The sequence below is a fragment of the Ochrobactrum sp. AP1BH01-1 genome (assembly GCF_018066705.1).
GTDB lineage: Bacteria > Pseudomonadota > Alphaproteobacteria > Rhizobiales > Rhizobiaceae > Brucella.
In genome coordinates, this window is sequence record NZ_JAGPOU010000007.1 from 35,124 (window position 1) to 52,027 (window position 16,904).

The following is a 16,904-nucleotide window of genomic DNA, read 5'->3' on the forward strand; positions in this document are numbered from 1 at the left end:
GGAGCCTGACATGGCCGACTACTTCACCCATTTCTCCTGCCTGCTCGACGTGGGCAGCCCCGAGAACGCCGCCCGCGCGCTTGATCTCTACAACGCGCTGGCGCGCGAAAACGCCGCCGAAGATCCGCCCTCGGACGGCTTCATGCTTTCGATCCAGCCCGAACATGGCGGCACCCAGCTCTGGATGCGCGATGACGGCACCGGCGATCCCGAGCATGTCATCCAGTTCGTCAAACGCTGTGCCGCCGCGTTCGGCCTGACCGGGCTATGGGGGATGCAATACGCCAATACCTGCTCACGTCCGAGAATCGACGGGTTCGGGGGCGGCGCGCATGTCCTCGACCTCGCCACCGGCGAGACGGTGGACTGGATCTACACCGACGGTTGGCTTTCCACCGTTCTGGACGGGGGCGACCCCAATGCCTGACGTCATCGAAACCACGGTCTATCGGCTCGACGAGCTTTCCGAAGCCGCGAAAGACAATGCCCGCGCCTGGTATCGCGAGGGCGGCTTCGACTACGATTGGTACGATGCCGTCTATGAGGATTTCCGGCGGATCGCGGACATCCTCGGCATCCGCATCAAGAGCCGCACCGTCCGCCTCATGGGCGGCGGCGTGCGACAAGAGCCTTGCATCTGGTTTACGGGCTTCTGGTCGCAGGGCGATGGCGCCGCGTTCGAAGGCCACTATTCCTATCGCAAAGGCACGGCGGCGGAAATCCGTACCTATGCGCCGAAGGATGTGGAGCTGCACCGCATCGCGGATGCCCTGCACCAGGCGCAACGCCGCAACTTCTACCAGTTGACCGCCGAGGCGACCCATCGGGGGCGATACTATCACGAATACTGCATGGCGATCTCGGTCACCCGCGACAGCCCGACCTGGCAGGACATGACCGCCGATGCCGAGGAGACCGTCATGGAGGCATTGCGCGATCTCGCCCGTTGGCTTTATCGCCAGCTTGAGCGCGAATACGACTACCTGACTTCGGATGAGGCGGTCGATGAGGCCATCGTTGCCAACGAATACAGCTTCACAGTTGATGGAAAGCGCTTCGGCTGAAACCCTTCTGCGCTGCCTCACAGAACCGACAGCAGGTCCGTCCGTGAGAAGTCGTCGCCGACGAAGAGCAACGGGCAGCCGCGTTCGCTGGCGACCTCATAGGCGAAGCAATCCCCGTAGTTGAGTCCGGCGGGATGAACGCCCTTGCCCCAGCGGGCATAGGCTTCGGCGATCCTGCGTGCCGAGGCTTCAGTGACGGAGACCACCTCGAACCCAAGGCCCTCGACCAGGGCGGCGATCTCTTCACCGACATTGCGCCGCCCGGCGACGATCAGCGCCTCGGCCACTGTTCCGGCCGAGATCAGCAGGCCGTCTGCCGCCTCGATCGCCACCATGCAGGTCTCGGCCTGCGGCTCGTCCAGCACGATGGCCATCAGCGCCGAGGTATCGACGGCGATCATGCCGGCATCCCGTCATCCCCGTAGAGGAAATCCTGGCTGCGCGCGGCAGCCGCGCCGGGCAATGCCTTGCCCCGCGCCGTGGCCCGGACCCGCTCCATCAGCGCGCGCCGGCCTTTCGGGGTCGCCACCACGGCAACCGGCACGAGGCGGGCGACCTCGTGGCCCCGCCGCGTCAGGATCACCTCGTCGCCGGCTTCGGCCCGCTTCACCAGTTCGGTGAGCTGCCCCTTCGCCTCGGTGACAGAAACCCTCATCGCATATCACTCCAGATGTTCTCCGCTATTCTGCACAAGATGGTCCAGATAATGGTCCACTTCAAGCCCCCAGAGCGAAAGGAGGGCCGGGAACAGGTGCCCCCGGACGGGTTGAGAGAGGGTCGTCCGGCAGGTGCCCCTTTCCCTCTCGGAGACCGATCATGGCTTTGCCCGAACTTGCTTCCCAATCCGCAATCCGCGTCCCCGACGAGCGCCGCATGGACTTCCTGCCGCGCCTTTTTGGCCGGCGCCTGCTCATCATCGGCGAGCATACCGTCTTTCGCTTCATGGAGATACTCAGCCCCGGCGATTACGGCGGCGGGCTCTGGGATTTCTACGAACGCGCCGGCCAGCCGCTCTATCTCGCGCCGACCTCAAAGCCCCGTTGCCGCCTGTTCTGCGAAGGCAACGGCTTCGAGGGCGAGGTCTCAAGCGATGCCGCCGGGATCATCGCCACGCTCTTCGCCTTCTCGCATCTTTCCTTCCGCTACGATGACGACGAACTCGCCGAGGGCTATGGTCGCCTCTACGAGCATGCCGCCGATCACGCGGAGGCGGCGGCGATTTTCCAGGCCATCGACTGAAACCCACAAGCGCCCAGCCTGACGGTCGGGCGCTTGTTTCATGCCTGCTTTCGCCACGGCTTCAGAGCGAGAGATGGGCCGGAAGGGGTTTGAGCCGGTGCGGTCGAGAGAGAGCGCTGCCCGGCTTGATCCTGACTTGCTCTCCCGAGGAATCCCCGATGAACATGATTTCCGCATCCGCGGCGGCATCCGCCACCGCGCCGCTTCCGTTCGACCATGACGCTGAGACCGCGGCCTGCGTTTTCACCGCTGCCGGTCTGCTGCTGCCGCATCTGGAACGCGGTCAGCGTGTCGACGCCGCCACGCTGCGCGGCGCCATGGAGGCCGCCTTCGGCACGTCCGATGCCGCCGGCGCTTGGGACTGGAAGACCGCCTATGATGCCTGCGAGGCGGCGACCGTCCTCTTCCTGCGCAAATACGGCAATGCACTTTTCCGCAAAGCCGGGTCTCCGTCGGCAATCCTGCCGCAGCTTACGAAAATTGCCGGGCTCCTGCCGACCCACACCCAGCGTTCCGAGGAAGCGCAGACCTTCCAGCAGTTCTCCACCCCGATCCCTCTCGGCTTCGCTGCGGTGACGGCGGCGGCGATCACGCACGCCGACCGCGTGCTGGAGCCCTCGGCCGGCACCGGGCTCCTCGCCATCCTGGCCGAGATCGCCGGCGGTGCGCTGCTCGTCAACGAACTGGCCGAGGTCCGCGCCGGCCTGCTTTCCTCCCTCTTTCCGGCCCTGTCCATCACCCGCTTCGACGCCGCCCAGATCGACGATCATCTCGATCCCGGCCTGATCCCGACAGTGGTGCTGATGAACCCGCCGTTCTCGGTCATGGCCCATGTCGAGGGCCGCGTGGCTGATGCCGCCTTCCGCCATGTCGCCTCGACGCTGGCGCGCCTTGCGCCCGGCGGGCGGCTCGTCACCATCACCGGCGCGAGCTTCGCCCCCGACAATCCGGCCTGGACGGCTAACTGGAAACGGCTGCAGGAGCGCGGCCGCGTGGTCTTCTCGGCCGTCATCGATGGATCGGTCTATGCCAAGCACGGCACCACCATCGACACGCGGCTGACCGTCATCGACAAGCTGCCCGCCGAAGACCCGGCGGTGTTCCCGGCAGCGCCCGGTGTGGCGTCGGATGTTGCCACCCTGATGGGCTGGCTGGCGGAGCAACTTCCGGCCAGGCTTCCCGTCGATCCCGGCCTGGCCGTGCCGGTGGCACGACCGACCGCGCCGCGCACCGTGCGCGGCTATGTCAACCGCGCCGCGCGATCCGCGCCCGACGCGCCCCTTGCGGAACCGGAGGCCGTGCCGGTCGCCTACGAGATCGTGGATTGGGAACCGGCCGAGGGCGGCCGCCTCTCCGACGCGATCTACGAGGAATACGGTCTTCAGACCATCCGCATCGCCGGGGCGCAGGCGCATCCGACCCAGCTCGTGCAGTCGGCCTCGATGGCGAGCATCGCGCCGCCGAAGCCGAGCTATCGTCCGGTGCTGCCCAAAGACATTCTCGGCAGGCTGTCCGAGGCGCAGTTGGAGACGGTGATCTATGCCGGCGAGGCCCATATGGGATTCCTCGCCGGGGCTTGGACGGTGGACGACACGCTCGACAATCTTGCTGCCACGCCGGAGGACGCCAAGGGCGCCGTCCGCTTCCGCCAAGGGTTCATGGTCGGCGATGGCACCGGCGTCGGCAAGGGCCGGGAATCCGCAGCGATCATCCTCGACAACTGGATGCAGGGGCGGCGCAAGGCGGTCTGGATCTCGAAGTCCGACAAGCTGCTGGAGGATGCGCAGCGCGACTGGTCGGCGCTTGGCATGGAGCGGCTGCTGGTCACGCCGCTGTCGCGATTCCCGCAAGGCGCAAAGATCACCCTGAACGAAGGCATCCTATTTCTAACCTATGCCACGCTGCGCTCCGACGACCGCGGAGAAAGGATTTCCAGGGTCAGGCAGATCGTCGAATGGTTGGGTTCCGACTTCGATGGAGTGGTGATTTTCGACGAGGCGCACGCAATGGCCAATGCCGCAGGAGGCAAGGGAGAACGCGGCGATGTCGCCGCCAGCCAGCAGGGCCGTGCCGGGCTGCGCCTCCAGCACGCCCTGCCGCAGGCCCGCGTGGTCTATGTCTCGGCCACCGGCGCCACCACCGTCCACAATCTCGCCTATGCGCAGCGGCTCGGTCTCTGGGGCGGCGAGGATTTCCCATTCTCGACCAGGGCGGAGTTCGTCGAGGCGATCGAGGCCGGCGGCGTCGCGGCGATGGAGGTGCTGGCGCGCGACCTGCGGGCGCTTGGCCTCTACACCGCCCGCTCGCTGTCCTTCAAAGGCGTGGAATACGAGTTGCTCGACCACGAACTGACCCCTGAACAGGTCCGCATCTACGACAGCTATGCCGATGCCTTCGCCATCATCCATAACAATCTCGATGCGGCGATGCAGGCCGCCAACATCACCGGCGGCGAGGGCGGGTCCGGCACGCTGAACCGGCAGGCCAAGTCCGCCGCCCGCTCGGCCTTTGAGAGCGCCAAGCAGAGGTTCTTCGGGCACCTGTTGACGTCGATGAAAACCCCGACGCTGATCCGGTCCATCACGGCCGATCTGGAAGCGGGACATTCTTCCGTCATCCAGATCGTCTCGACCGGCGAGGCGCTGATGGAACGGCGGCTGGCAGAGATCCCCACCGAGGAATGGGGCGATCTGAAAATGGACCTGTCGCCGCGCGAGTATGTCCTAGACTACCTCGCTCATTCCTTCCCGGTGCAGCTTTATGAGCCGTTCACGGATTCGGAGGGCAACCTGTCGTCGCGCCCGGTCTATCGTGATGGCCAGCCGGTCGAGAGCCGCGAGGCCGCGGCCCGGCGCGACGAGATGATCGCCAACCTCGCCAGCTTGCCGCCGGTTCCCGGCGCGCTCGACCAGATCATCCAGCATTTCGGCACCGACACGGTGGCGGAGGTCACGGGCCGCTCGCGTCGTATCGTCCGCAAGCGCGGCGGCGGCGTTACCATCGACCGGCTCGTCGTGGAAAGTCGCGCCGGTTCGGCCAACCTGGCCGAGACGCAAGCCTTCATGGACGATCAGAAGCGGGTGCTGGTGTTCTCCGATGCCGGCGGCACCGGGCGCAGCTATCACGCCGAACTGTCAGCGAAGAACACCCGGCTGCGCGTCCATTACCTGCTCGAAGCCGGCTGGAAGGCGGACGCCGCCATCCAGGGCCTTGGCCGGACGCATCGCACCAATCAGGCGCAGCCGCCGCTGTTCCGGCCGATCTCGACCAATGTGAAAGCCGAGAAGCGCTTCCTCAGCACGATTGCCCGCCGCCTCGACACTTTGGGCGCGATCACGCGCGGCCAGCGCCAGACCGGCGGCCAGGGCCTGTTCCGGCCCGAGGACAATCTGGAAAGTCCCTACGCCCGCGACGCGCTGCGCCAGCTCTATCTCCTGCTGGTGCGCGGCAAGGTCGAGGGATGTTCGCTCGAACGCTTCGAATCCGCCACCGGGTTGAAACTGATGGACGCGAACGGCATCAAGGACGAGCTGCCCGCCATCACGACTTTCTTGAACCGGCTGCTGGCGCTGACCGTCGAGCTTCAGGGCGTTCTCTTCAGCGCTTTCGAGCAGCTTCTGACCGCGCGGATCGAGGGCGCCATCGCGTCCGGCATCTATGACGCTGGGCTGGAGACGCTGCGCGCCGAGAGCTTCACCGTCACCGACCGTCAGGTGATCTACACCCATCCCCGCACCGGGGCCGAGACCAGCCTGCTGACGATCACCGAACGCAAGCGCAACCGGCCCGTCATGCTCGATGCCGCCCTAGCGGAACTCGACGATCCGCGCGCGAAGCTCCTGATCAACGGGCGCTCAGGCCGCGCGGCGGTGCAAATCCCCACCACCAGCGTCATGCTGGACGATGGCGAGATCGAGCGCCGCGTCAGGCTGATCCGGCCGATGGAAGCACACAATATCCCCATCAGGATGATGGGCGAGACCCATTGGGTCGAGGCCGACCGGGACGCATTCGCTGCGGCCTGGAATGCGGAACTTGCGGAGGTGCCGGAGTTCGCAGACAGCACCCTGCATATGGTGACGGGCTTGCTGCTGCCGATCTGGAAACGGCTGCCGAACGAGTCCACCCGCGTCTATCGCCTCCAGTCTGACGCGGGCGAGCGCATCATCGGCCGCAAGGTCTCCCCGGCCTGGGCCGCGAACGCGACCACGACCGGCATCGCGAAGGTCACGCCGAAGGATGCTTTCGCGGCGCTGATGGAAGGCCGGACGATCCTCGATCTCTCCGAGGGCCTCCAGCTTCGCCGGGTCCGCGTCATGGGGGTGAACCGCATCGAGCTTTCCGGCTTCACCGACACCATGCGCCAGCGTCTCACGGCATACGGCCTCTTCCACGAGATCATCTCCTGGAAGCTGCGCATGTTCGTGCCAGTCGATGCCAGCGGACCCGCCGTGCTGGCCAAGCTCTTCGACCGCTGGCCGGTCGAGCGCATCGGTGAACGGGAGGCAGCCTGATGCCGCGTCACGACGCCTTCGAACTGGCGACCCGTCTCGGCCGAGAGGCCGAGGCGGTCTGCCGCCACTATCTCTCGTCCGGCCACCGCGCCGGGCGATATTGGCTGGTCGGCGATGTGCAGAATACTCCTGGCCGCTCGATGTTCGTGCGCCTGACCGGCCCGGGTTCCGGCAAGGGCGCGGCGGGGAAATGGACCGACATGGCCACCGGGGAGCATGGCGATCTGCTCGACGTCATCCGCGAGGCGCTTGGCCTTGTCGACTTCAAGGACGTGGCCGAGGAAGCGCGCCGTTTCCTTGCCCTCCCGCATCCTGAACCGGAGAAGACGAGGACGCCGACCGGCAGCACATCCAGCAGCGTGCCCGGTTCGCCTGAAGCGTCGCGCCGCCTCTTCGCCATGGCGCAGCCGATCCACGGCACCCTTGCGGCGATCTACCTCAACGGGCGGGCGATCACCTCCCTCTCGGACACCACCGCGCTGCGCTACCATCCGAGGTGCTACTATAGACCCGACGAGTCTTCACCCACCGAGATCCGGCCGGCACTCGTTGCCGCCGTCACCGATCTTGCGGGCCAGCAGACCGGCGCGCATCGCACCTGGCTCGCCCCGGACGGTTCCGGCAAGGCGGCTGTCGAAACACCGCGGCGGGCGATGGGCGTCCTTCTCGGGCACGCTGTCCGCTTCGGAACCGCCGCTGAGGTTCTCGCCGCCGGCGAGGGCATCGAGACCGTGCTGTCGCCCCGTCAGGTTCTGCCCCGCATGCCGATGCTGGCGGCGCTTTCGGCCGCTCACCTCGCTGCCATCCTGTTCCCGCCGTCGCTGCGCCGGCTCTATGTCGTCAGGGATCGCGACCCGGCCGGGGACGGTGCAAGAGACGGCCTGGCCGCCAGAGCAGAGAGCCTCGGGATCGAGGCGATGTCGCTCACGCCGCTCAACGGCGATTTCAACGATGATCTGCGACGCCACGGCGCCGATGCCCTCCGGGCGCGTCTGAAGGATCAGCTTCATCCTGAAGACGTCCGCCGGTTCATGGAGAGGTGAGGTCGTGATCGGTCCCGGAGGCGCGGCCCAGCGTCATCCTCTGCCGGTTTCAGTCTTTCGCCATCGGCAGGTGCATCCATCGTCGGAGAGTCCCGCGCCCACGGCCTTCGGAGAGGGCGATCGGCGCACAAACGGGCCGGGCAGGCAATGGCCGGGTTTGGACTATTTTCCGCCGGCGGGGACGAACCCCGCCTTTGCATCGCGAAAGTCAAAATAGCCCACCCCCGGCCATCAAGGCCCTCGCGGAGCGGGCGAGGGCTGCCAACCCGTCCCGCCCGTGCGCTTCGACGCCTGCGAAGGCCGCGATGGGCGCGGTCTCCAGACGAAGGACGCTCCCGATGACGAACGAAACCTATTCCGCAGGCGACGAGCCGGTCCACACCTCCTCCCAGACCGATCACACCCTCACCGAACTCCAGCTCTACGGCTGGCGCCCGTTCCAGGACGAACCCGATCCGAGGCCGCTGCCCGAGGGCAACACCGTCGCCGCCGCCGTCACCGACATCTTCGACGCCCTCGTCGCGACGCTCGGCGACAGCCGCTTAGAGCCCGACCTCGAAGAGCTGCTCTGGGGGACCGTCAATCTCTTCCACCGCGCCACCGGCCGGGTGGAGCGCGATCTCGACGACAACGAGCAGGCGCAGCGCCGGCTTCAGCGGGAACAGGACGGCAGCGAGGTCAAGTCGGTCGAACTCGAACGCCTCACGGCCGAGGGGCAGACCCTGATCGAACGGCGCGCCAGCATGGAACTCTTCCGCGACCTCGCGGCCGAGGCTTTCGAGCACCACACCGGCAGTGCCTGGCGGCCGCGCAGCGGCTCGATGGTCAACCATCGCAACCTGACCGCCGCGATGATCGACAGCCGCGACTTCCTTGCCGCGAAGCGCCGGGCCGAGACCGAGGTGATGCTGCCCGCCGGCCCGAAGGTTGCCGTGACTGGCGGCGCGGACTTCAACGATCACCGCCTGATCTGGGCGAAGCTCGATCAGGTCCATGCCAAGCACCCCGAGATGGTGCTGCTGCACGGCGGGTCGCCGAAGGGAGCCGAACTGATCGCTTCCCGTTGGGCAGATCACCGCAAGGTGCCCCAGGTCGCCTTCCGGCCCGACTGGACCAAGCACGCCAAGGCGGCGCCGTTCAAGCGAAACGATGCCATGCTGGACGTGCTGCCGGTCGGCGTCCTCGTCTTCCCCGGCACCGGGATTCAGGAGAATCTCGCCGACAAGGCCCGCAAGCTCGGCATCCCGGTCATGAAGTTCGACGGCGGCGCGTAAGCGCCGCCGCCTGGCGGCTTTCGGCCGCCGATACTTGACAAGATGCAAGGCCGCGCCTTTGATGGAACATCCTTGCAGAACCGGCGAAGCAGCATAGTCGCAGGCGGAGCGCATCTCCCGGCAGCCTGTCGTGATCCCCAACCGTTCTCTGGAGGTTTCCATGACGCTGATCCTGCTCGCCATCTCGCTCACCATCGCGGCCTGCGTGATCGCCTGGAATCTCGCGATCTATGCCTTGCCCGTCATGGCAGCCATCACGGCCGCGCAATATGCCTGGGGCGCGGGCGCCGGGGTCGTGATGTCCGGCCTCATGGCCATCGGCGCCGCCGTGCTCTCGATCGCGCTTGTGATCGTGACTCTTGGCTTCGCGAAGAACCCGGCCCTGCGGCTCATTGCGCTCGCTCTCTTCGCCGTGCCCGCCGTCATCGCCGGCTATGCCCTTGTCTATGGCATCACCAAGAACGCCATCGACTCGGGGCTGGTTCTCAACCTGTTCGGCGGCATGGGCGGTCTCGTCCTCGGCATCTCGGCCATCGTCAATCTGAACGCCCTCGGCGAGTCGGTGTTCTCGCGCTGAAACGGCAGACGCGATCAGCCACTTCTGAGGAAGGCCGGCAGCTTGCGCCGCCGAGCCCCGGTCGTTTCGCCCAAGACGGAAAAGCAGTTCGTCGCAGCATGTCACCATCGCACCCGGTCTGCTTCTCGCGGCGCTTGAAATGGTCTGCGGTGCGAACCGTGGTCCCGTGCGGTCGATGCCCCGCTGCATCGGTCCACGTCGTTTCGTGGGGCCTTCGCGAACACCTTCCTTGTCCCTTCACGATGCTGAGGGACCGAGCCTTTGGCCGATGAAGCAGGGCGGCGCCATACCGGACCTGAGAACCCGATAGCCTGTCCGATCACATCGCGGATGACATGGCCTTCCGGCGGCGGACACGACGGTGACCGGCAAAGACGGTTGAAGGAGTGCCATGCCGGTGGTCTCGGTTCGCATGGGGGCCTGCCTGGTCGCTGTCGCCAGCAAGGACGATGGTTCTGCTGTGCGTCCCCGATCTGCTTTCGAAAGCACCATCCCTCCGCCTGACTGATCCCCTAAGTCCGTTCGGCTTCCACCAGCAACCCCCGCGGCTCCCAGCCGTGTTGCCGCGCAAACGCGGCTGCCCGCCCCACCTGGGGCCTTGGGGGCAAGCTGCAGCAAGGGCGGCAGTTGCAGGAGTCTTCCGACGGCCTTGGCCGGGTCTCGTCGGAGGGACGGTCCCTCCGAGGAGCAACGGAGACCTACAATGCAGAACATCGTCATCCTCGCCGGCAACATCGGCCAGGCCCCCGAAACCCGCACCACCCAGGGCGGCACCGGCATCACCCACTTCACCCTGGCCACCTCGCGCCCCCGCTATTCGGAAGGCCGCGTCCTGCGCGACGAGAACGGCTATCGGGTCCAGGACACCGAATGGCACCGCATCACCTGCTTCAACGGCCTCGGCAAGACGGTCCAGCAGCATTGCGACAAGGGCATGAAGGTTCTGGTTCGCGGCCGCATCCACTACACGAAATGGACCGATGCCGCCGGGGTCGATCGCTACGGCTGCGAGATCATCGCCGAGACGGTCGATTTCCTGAGCCGGGCGAAGCAGACCCAGAACGACGACGGCAAGTTCATCGACGACGATGACATTCCGTTCTGATCGGGAACCCGAGGCCCGGCGGCGCAAGCCGCCGGGTTTCCCTCCTGCTTCACCGGATCGCGCCCGCCGCTTCTGGCAAGGTCCGGCGACCGAATCAGACGGGCATGGACGGGAGCGTCGTCTCTCTATCCTTGATAATTGCACCTGAATTTCGGCTGGTGCTCACAGCGAGAACGACTATTATAGTCGTAGTTCTGGAGTGCGTGCGTATCCCGGTGGGAGGTGATCATGTATGATCACCGCTCGCCAATCTCGGGCTGCGCGCGCGTTACTGGGATGGACACAGGAGACGCTCGCCGACAAGGCCCAGGTCGCATTGACCGCACTCAAACGCCTCGAATCCCAAAGCGGGCTCGAGGTGTTCGAGTCCACCCGCGACCAGGTGCGCCGCGCTCTCGAAGCGGCCGGGATCGTTTTCTTGTCGACGGATAAGGGCGAGGGCGTGTTGCTGCAACACGATACGGTCAACACCGACAAACGGTGAAACAGCGGCCAGCGTGATGTCAGGTTCTCGTCAAAAGGAATGGCTATCTTCCGCCGAAGATGGTTAACAAATACGTTACCCGAACGTGAGCGAATGATGGGCCGCGCGACACAGACATATCTCGACACACCACCGTCCAGCCAGACGCTGACGTCTTATGATCGCGAGCATATGAAACTCTACATGCGCCTTCTCGATGCCGAGCGTGATGGCGCCGATTGGCGCGAAGCTGTGCAGGTTCTCTTTGGCCTCGATCCAGAGTGCGATCCCGACCGCTGCCGCTCCATCCATGATACTCATCTCGCTCGCGCGCATTGGATGACCGAACACGGCTACCGCGAACTGGTCCGCGAAAGCCAGCGCAATTCCTGACGCGTGATGCGTGCCGCGCATCACCTGTTGACCATCGCCTGACTTCCTCAATTCAACGCGTGCGGGAATCCTGACCCTTCTCAATTCGTTTGAGTAGACCCGGGAGGCCGCGATGACCCCTGACGCATCGACTTGGCGTTCGTCGGCGCAATACGACCATCTGGATGAACTGACGGCATCCGATCTGGCCTGGGAATGGCTGCGCCGCAATGACGATTATGACGCAGATTTTGAAGCCTCAATTGCCGACCATGGAGACCCCCAACCGCTGACCGAACGGATCCGGCAGCGCTGGGGGTTGCGATTTCCCTGTCGATCCGCTGGTCCCGCCACCCGATGCGCCGGTCTTCTGGCTCCCAGCGGAGGACACAAGTGTGGTGGTGCTGACCGAAGCCCCTTCGGAACTTGACGACAGCACTGACGGCGCTCCGCCGAACTGGCGCCTCGACTTCTCGGTCGAGAACGCTGGCGCGGAGTTCCATGTCCCGCTTGGCAATGGGCGGAAGCTCCAGATCTTCGACGGCGCCATTATGGGGGACGCGATCGCGGTCGCCGTCGTCCCTCTCAGCCTCGCCGGTTTCGACCGGATCGAGGCCATTCAACGCTTCCTTTCGGCCCTGCATGGTCGCGCGATCCCGCCGGATACGCGCCTGACACGCCAGCAACGCGCGCGCCTCCGACGGATGCTGCGGGCCTTCGATGGCCATCGGGCCGGCGCGACGCAGCAGGAGATCGCGCGGGTTCTTCTGAACACCGGCCGGCTTGAGCGGGACGAATGGCAGGCGTCCTCGGCCCGTCATGCCATCAAGGCACTCCTGCGCGACGCCCGTTCCATGGTCGCCGGCGGTTATCGGAAACTCCTGCGTCATCGCCGCCCACGATAACGCGATCCTTTGCCCTGATGGTGGGCGATTTCGATACCCCCCAACTTCGCCCTGCAACTCGCCGCTCTTCCTGCGCCACCGTGGTCATTGCCCGCCGCTGATCCGCAGCGGCCGCTTGCAACCCCACGGAGGCCCGATCATGCCACATGAACCCGTCGTCCTGCCGCCGCGTTTTCTACGGACCAAGGAGGCCGCGACCTTTCTCAGCCTCTCGGCCCGGACCCTCGAAAAGCACCGCACCTACGGAACCGGGCCAGCCTATCGCAAGCTTGGCGGCCGTGTGGTCTATGCCATCGACGATCTTGAGGCCTGGACCGAGCGCGGCGCGGTGACCTCCACCTCCGATCCGCGCGGCTCCGTGCTGCCCGCCAAGCGTCATGCGTTTCCGTCCGGCCCGCAGGCCGGTCGTTACGCCCGCTGATCGCAGCCGGTTCCCTTCATGACGGTGCGACGCCGATCCCTTTCTGAGCGCGGGCAGCTCGACCTGTTCCGGGCGCTCCCCGGCGATTTCGCGCCACGAGACGCGCAGGATCTCATGGCCTATCCCTTCTTCTCCCTCGCCAAGTCGAAGCGCATCGCGCCCATCGACTTCGCCGCCGGCAATGTCTCCATCCGGGTCGAGGCTGTTCCCGATCACGGCATGGCCACGATCTGGGACGCCGATATTCTGATCTGGGCGGCGAGCCAGATCGTCGAAGCCCGCGACAGCGGCCTTCGCACCTCCCGGCTGATGGCCGCCACGCCCTACGAGATTCTCACCTATGTCGGGCGCGGCACCGGCTTGCGCGACTATCAGCGCCTGAAGGCGGCGCTCGACCGGCTGCAATCGACCACGATTTCCACCTCGATCCGCCAGCCGGTCGAAGGGCGCCGGCATCGCTTCTCCTGGATCAACGAATGGCAGGAACGCACCGACCATAGCGGCAGACCCGATGGCATCGAGATGATCGTGCCGGACTGGTTCTACCAGGCCGTCCTCGACGATGCGCTCGTGCTGACCATCGACCGGACCTATTTCGATCTCACCGGCGGCCTCGACCGCTGGCTCTACCGCCTGGTGCGCAAGCACGGCGGCCGCCAGCGCGATGGCTGGCGGTTCGATTTCCGTCACCTTCACCAGAAATCCGGCAGCCTGTCGCCGTTCAAGCGCTTCGCCTTCGAGTTGCGCGACATCATCCGGCGCCAGCCGCTGCCGGGCTATTCGCTGTTTCTCGAGGCCGAGGTCGGCGGGCGAATGCTGCTGGCCTTCGAGCCGCTCGCGCCCTGTGGAAAACCTGTGGATGGCCTCGTGCTATCGGGAACCCGGACTATCGTGCTATCGGGAACCGGAGGCTCGTGCTATCAGGAACCGAAACCGGGCTTAACACCCGGAACCCATTCAGGAAATCGCGCCCTTAACTTAGAGTCTAACAAAGAGTCTAACTTTGAAGAGCGCGCGCGCGATGTGGAAAACCTCATCCGCGACACCGCCAGAAGCCTTGGTAGAGCCGCTAAGAAGAGGGCATCCGACGCCCCGGCATCGCCTCGACCGGCATCTGATCGAGGCGCAACCGAGGCTCCTGAATCTGCAGAAAGACCCCGCCTGCCTCTCGATCTGCCGGGGGGGTGCAAATGATCATCGCGCTCCTCAACCAGAAGGGCGGTGTCGGCAAGACGACGCTGGCGCTGCATCTTGCCGGTGAACTGGCTCAGGGTGGCAAGCGCGTCACCCTGATCGACGCCGATCCGCAAGGCTCCGCCCTCGACTGGTCGCAACAACGCGCGCGTGAGGGCCTGCCACGCGCCTTCGGCACCGTTGGCCTGGCCCGCGACACGCTGCATCGCGAAGCGCCCGAACTCGCCCGCGATGTCGATCGCATCGTCATCGACGGGCCACCGCGCGTCGCCGGCCTCATGCGCTCCGCGCTGCTCGCCGCCGATCTCGTGCTGATCCCGGTGCAGCCATCGCCGTTCGACGGCTGGGCTTCGGCGGAGATGCTCGCCCTCCTGGCGGAGGCGCGCATCTACCGGCCCCAGCTCGTTGCCCGCTTCGTGCTCAACCGCTGCGGTGCCCGCACCGTCATCGCCCGCGAGACCGCCGAGACGCTGGCGGACCACGATCCTCCCGTGCTCACCAGCGCCATCGGCCAGCGCGTCGTCTTCGCCGACGCCGCGCAGACCGGGCGGCTCGTCCGCGAGATCGGGCGCCGATCACCCGCCGCGCGCGAGATTGCCGCCCTGGCCGCCGAGATCGGCCTGCTGGGGATCGGGAGGGTATCGGCATGACGATCCTTACCGGCGACTGCCGCGAAGAAATGCCCTGGCACGCACCCTACGACATGATCATCGCCGATCCGCCCTATGGCGACACTTCGCTCGCCTGGGATCGGCGCGTCGAGGGCTGGGTCGTGCTGGCGCGCGCCGCCCTCAGGCCGACCGGCTCGCTCTGGGTCTTCGGCTCGCTGCGCAGCTTCATGGCGACCGCCGACCGCTTCACTGACGCCGGCTTGCGGATCGCGCAGGAGATCGTCTGGGAAAAGCAGAACGGCACCGGCTTTCATGCCGACCGCTTCAAGCGGGTGCATGAACTGGCCGTCCAGTTCTATCCCGCCGAGACCGCTTGGCGTGACATCTACAACGACGTCCAGACCACGCCCGACGCGACGGCCCGCACGGTGCGGCGCAAGCAGCGCCCGCCCCATACCGGCCAGATCGACGCCGGCCATTATGTCAGCCATGACGGCGGGCCGCGCCTCATGCGCTCGGTCATCTACCTGCGCAACTGCCACGGCCGCGCCATCCATCCGACCGAAAAGCCGTCGGCGCTCCTGGAGATCCTGATCCGCACGAGCTGCCCCGAAGGCGGCCTGGTCGGCGACTGGTTCGCCGGTTCCGGCGCGGCCGGGGAAGCCTGCCGGCTTTCCGGCCGGCGCTATCTCGGCTGCGAGATCGACCCCGACATGGCCGAGTGCGCGCGGGCGCGCATCGCCACCGTGCTGCCATTCCATGACGGAATTTCGTCATGACGGCGCGCACCGAGAAGCGCTGCTTCGCTACGCGCCCGGCCGATCCCGATAGCTGGATCAAGGCCGGCGACGCGCCGCCAAAGCGCACGGATACCGCCGACGCCTATTCGGCGCGGCTGACCGTGGACATCACGCCGGCGCTGCGCGGCCGCATCAAGATCGCGGCCTTCCAGCGCGGCATCACCGTCGCCGACATGCTGCGCGACCTGCTGGCGCGCGAGTTTCCCGACATAGGGGGAGACCGCCCATGATCGGCATCGACGCCCATGACGGCGATCTGACCCGCGCGGAACTGACCTGGGTGGAAGGCAAGACCGAATACTGGATCAGATTCGGCCATGCGACTGGTGAGCAGATCCTCGATCGCAACCGGCGTGTTGTATTCTTCCATCCCGGCACGGTGTTTGCGTTCGTCCGCTGGGCGGCGAACGACCACGGCACGATCATTTCGCGCCTCGACATCCTGCGCGCGGTTGCGCCGGGCCAGTCCTATCAGACGCTGCCCTTCGTCCGTCCAGGCGGCGAAATCCTGCTGAAGATCGAAGGCTGGCCGAAGGTCGAGGCTGTCCTTCGCCATGTCGACGGGATCGAGGCCATAGGTGTCGATCCGGCCCAAGTCGATCCCGATCATTGGCGGCACGTCTCCCACTGGATAAACGCAGGCGAAGCGCCGCGTCCCTACACCGCGGAGCGTCATCAGGCATGGCTCTGGCGGCGGGAGATCGCCCCATGACGCGCTTTCGCTATGTCATGGTGACGACGGTTGCCACGCTCGGGATCGCCTTTGCCGGATTCGTTCCGACTGCGCCAAGGCTGGTCTGGAACGCATCGGCCAGCGTGCCGATCGGGTTCTATACTGTCGCACCCGACGACCGGATCGCGGTGCCCGATCTGGTCGCCGTCATCCCACCCGAACCCTTCGCCTCGTTTATGGTCGAGCGCGGCTACGTCGCACGCGACGTGCCGCTTCTGAAGCACGTTCTCGGCCTGCCCGGACAGCGCCTGTGCCGCGATGGCCGCGCCATTATCGTCGACGGCGTTCCGCTCGGCGAGGCGCGCGACCACGACAGCTTCGGCCGAGACCTGCCGGTCTGGCAGGGCTGTCGCGTCATCGCCGAGGGCGAAGTGTTCCTGATGAACCCGGACGTCGGCGACAGCCTCGACGGCCGCTATTTCGGCCCGTTCCCCGCCTCGGCGGTGATCGGCCACGCGATCCCGCTTTTCACCGACGAAGACGGCGAGGGCCGCTTTGTCTGGCGCGCGCCGATGCGGTGACAGCGCGTCCAGAGCGGGGCCGTTGAGCCGTCCCGCGTCTTCTCCACCGCATAGGAAAGGAGCCTTCC

Annotated in this window: 21 protein-coding genes; 19 read left to right on the forward strand and 2 right to left on the reverse strand. The window is 66.2% G+C overall.

What is annotated here, in order from left to right:
• Positions 1–10: 10 nt before the first annotated feature.
• Positions 11–427: a hypothetical protein gene (locus tag J9800_RS21120; RefSeq protein ID WP_012092612.1), complete on the forward strand. Its 417-nt coding sequence runs from the start codon at positions 11–13 to the stop codon at positions 425–427.
• Positions 420–1,064, forward strand: a complete 645-nt coding sequence (locus J9800_RS21125; protein WP_012092613.1) for a DUF8835 domain-containing pootine — start codon at positions 420–422, stop codon at positions 1,062–1,064. Before J9800_RS21120 ends, J9800_RS21125 begins: the two co-directional genes overlap by 8 nt.
• 17 nt (positions 1,065–1,081) lie before the next feature.
• Here the strand turns inward: J9800_RS21125 and J9800_RS21130 are convergent, their stop codons facing one another.
• Together J9800_RS21130 and J9800_RS21135 are read right to left on the reverse strand one after the other, a co-directional pair.
• Entirely contained in the window at positions 1,082–1,465 is a 384-nt protein-coding gene (locus J9800_RS21130; RefSeq protein WP_012092614.1) for a type II toxin-antitoxin system VapC family toxin, read from the reverse strand.
• A complete protein-coding gene (locus tag J9800_RS21135; protein ID WP_028034381.1) occupies positions 1,462–1,719 on the reverse strand; it encodes a type II toxin-antitoxin system Phd/YefM family antitoxin in 258 nt (85 codons plus the stop codon). Before J9800_RS21135 ends, J9800_RS21130 begins: the two co-directional genes overlap by 4 nt.
• A gap of 161 nt (positions 1,720–1,880) precedes the next feature.
• On the opposite strand from J9800_RS21135, the gene J9800_RS21140 reads away from it, so the two are divergent.
• The 17 genes from J9800_RS21140 (at position 1,881) to J9800_RS21220 (ending at position 16,836) form a co-directional block, all read left to right on the forward strand.
• Positions 1,881–2,303 carry an antirestriction protein gene (locus tag J9800_RS21140; protein WP_012092616.1) on the forward strand — a complete coding sequence of 141 codons (423 nt, stop codon included), beginning with the start codon at positions 1,881–1,883 and terminating at the stop codon, positions 2,301–2,303.
• A 158-nt stretch (positions 2,304–2,461) separates the two neighbouring features.
• Entirely contained in the window at positions 2,462–6,817 is a 4,356-nt protein-coding gene (locus J9800_RS21145; RefSeq protein ID WP_151665538.1) for a strawberry notch-like NTP hydrolase domain-containing protein, read from the forward strand.
• Complete coding sequence (locus tag J9800_RS21150; RefSeq protein ID WP_036749060.1) at positions 6,817–7,860, forward strand: DUF7146 domain-containing protein; 1,044 nt, start codon at positions 6,817–6,819, stop codon at positions 7,858–7,860. Before J9800_RS21145 ends, J9800_RS21150 begins: the two co-directional genes overlap by 1 nt.
• 338 nt (positions 7,861–8,198) lie before the next feature.
• Positions 8,199–9,134 (forward strand): DUF2493 domain-containing protein, encoded by a 936-nt coding sequence (locus J9800_RS21155; protein ID WP_210845926.1) that lies wholly within the window; start codon positions 8,199–8,201, stop codon positions 9,132–9,134.
• 160 nt (positions 9,135–9,294) lie between these two features.
• Positions 9,295–9,711, forward strand: a complete 417-nt coding sequence (locus J9800_RS21160) for a hypothetical protein (RefSeq protein ID WP_012092620.1) — start codon at positions 9,295–9,297, stop codon at positions 9,709–9,711.
• Positions 9,712–10,414: 703 nt separating this feature from the next.
• Positions 10,415–10,816 carry a single-stranded DNA-binding protein gene (locus J9800_RS21165; RefSeq protein WP_012092621.1) on the forward strand — a complete coding sequence of 134 codons (402 nt, stop codon included), beginning with the start codon at positions 10,415–10,417 and terminating at the stop codon, positions 10,814–10,816.
• 232 nt (positions 10,817–11,048) lie between these two features.
• Positions 11,049–11,300 (forward strand): helix-turn-helix domain-containing protein, encoded by a 252-nt coding sequence (locus J9800_RS21170; RefSeq protein WP_012092622.1) that lies wholly within the window; start codon positions 11,049–11,051, stop codon positions 11,298–11,300.
• Between the two features lie 96 nt (positions 11,301–11,396).
• A complete protein-coding gene (locus J9800_RS21175) occupies positions 11,397–11,672 on the forward strand; it encodes a DNA -binding domain-containing protein (protein ID WP_028034393.1) in 276 nt (91 codons plus the stop codon).
• A gap of 112 nt (positions 11,673–11,784) precedes the next feature.
• Positions 11,785–12,081 (forward strand): transcriptional regulator domain-containing protein, encoded by a 297-nt coding sequence (locus J9800_RS21180; RefSeq protein WP_012092624.1) that lies wholly within the window; start codon positions 11,785–11,787, stop codon positions 12,079–12,081.
• Positions 12,047–12,556, forward strand: a complete 510-nt coding sequence (locus J9800_RS21185; protein WP_036749067.1) for a DUF2285 domain-containing protein — start codon at positions 12,047–12,049, stop codon at positions 12,554–12,556. The genes J9800_RS21180 and J9800_RS21185 overlap by 35 nt, the downstream gene beginning before the upstream one ends.
• A gap of 139 nt (positions 12,557–12,695) precedes the next feature.
• A complete protein-coding gene (locus J9800_RS21190) occupies positions 12,696–12,977 on the forward strand; it encodes a helix-turn-helix transcriptional regulator (protein WP_012092626.1) in 282 nt (93 codons plus the stop codon).
• An 18-nt stretch (positions 12,978–12,995) separates the two neighbouring features.
• Positions 12,996–14,171 carry a replication initiator protein A gene (locus J9800_RS21195; RefSeq protein WP_012092627.1) on the forward strand — a complete coding sequence of 392 codons (1,176 nt, stop codon included), beginning with the start codon at positions 12,996–12,998 and terminating at the stop codon, positions 14,169–14,171.
• A complete protein-coding gene (gene parA / locus J9800_RS21200; protein WP_012092628.1) occupies positions 14,168–14,821 on the forward strand; it encodes a ParA family partition ATPase in 654 nt (217 codons plus the stop codon). The genes J9800_RS21195 and parA overlap by 4 nt, the downstream gene beginning before the upstream one ends.
• Positions 14,818–15,561, forward strand: a complete 744-nt coding sequence (locus J9800_RS21205; protein ID WP_012092629.1) for a DNA-methyltransferase — start codon at positions 14,818–14,820, stop codon at positions 15,559–15,561. The genes parA and J9800_RS21205 overlap by 4 nt, the downstream gene beginning before the upstream one ends.
• The gene (locus J9800_RS21210) at positions 15,558–15,812 is read left to right on the forward strand and encodes a hypothetical protein (RefSeq protein ID WP_012092630.1); all 255 of its coding nucleotides are present in this window, start codon (positions 15,558–15,560) and stop codon (positions 15,810–15,812) included. Before J9800_RS21205 ends, J9800_RS21210 begins: the two co-directional genes overlap by 4 nt.
• On the forward strand, positions 15,809–16,294 hold the full coding sequence (locus J9800_RS21215) for a DUF2840 domain-containing protein (protein ID WP_012092631.1): 486 nt from the start codon (positions 15,809–15,811) through the stop codon (positions 16,292–16,294). The genes J9800_RS21210 and J9800_RS21215 overlap by 4 nt, the downstream gene beginning before the upstream one ends.
• Positions 16,291–16,836 (forward strand): S26 family signal peptidase, encoded by a 546-nt coding sequence (locus J9800_RS21220; protein WP_012092632.1) that lies wholly within the window; start codon positions 16,291–16,293, stop codon positions 16,834–16,836. Before J9800_RS21215 ends, J9800_RS21220 begins: the two co-directional genes overlap by 4 nt.
• Positions 16,837–16,904: the final 68 nt, after the last annotated feature.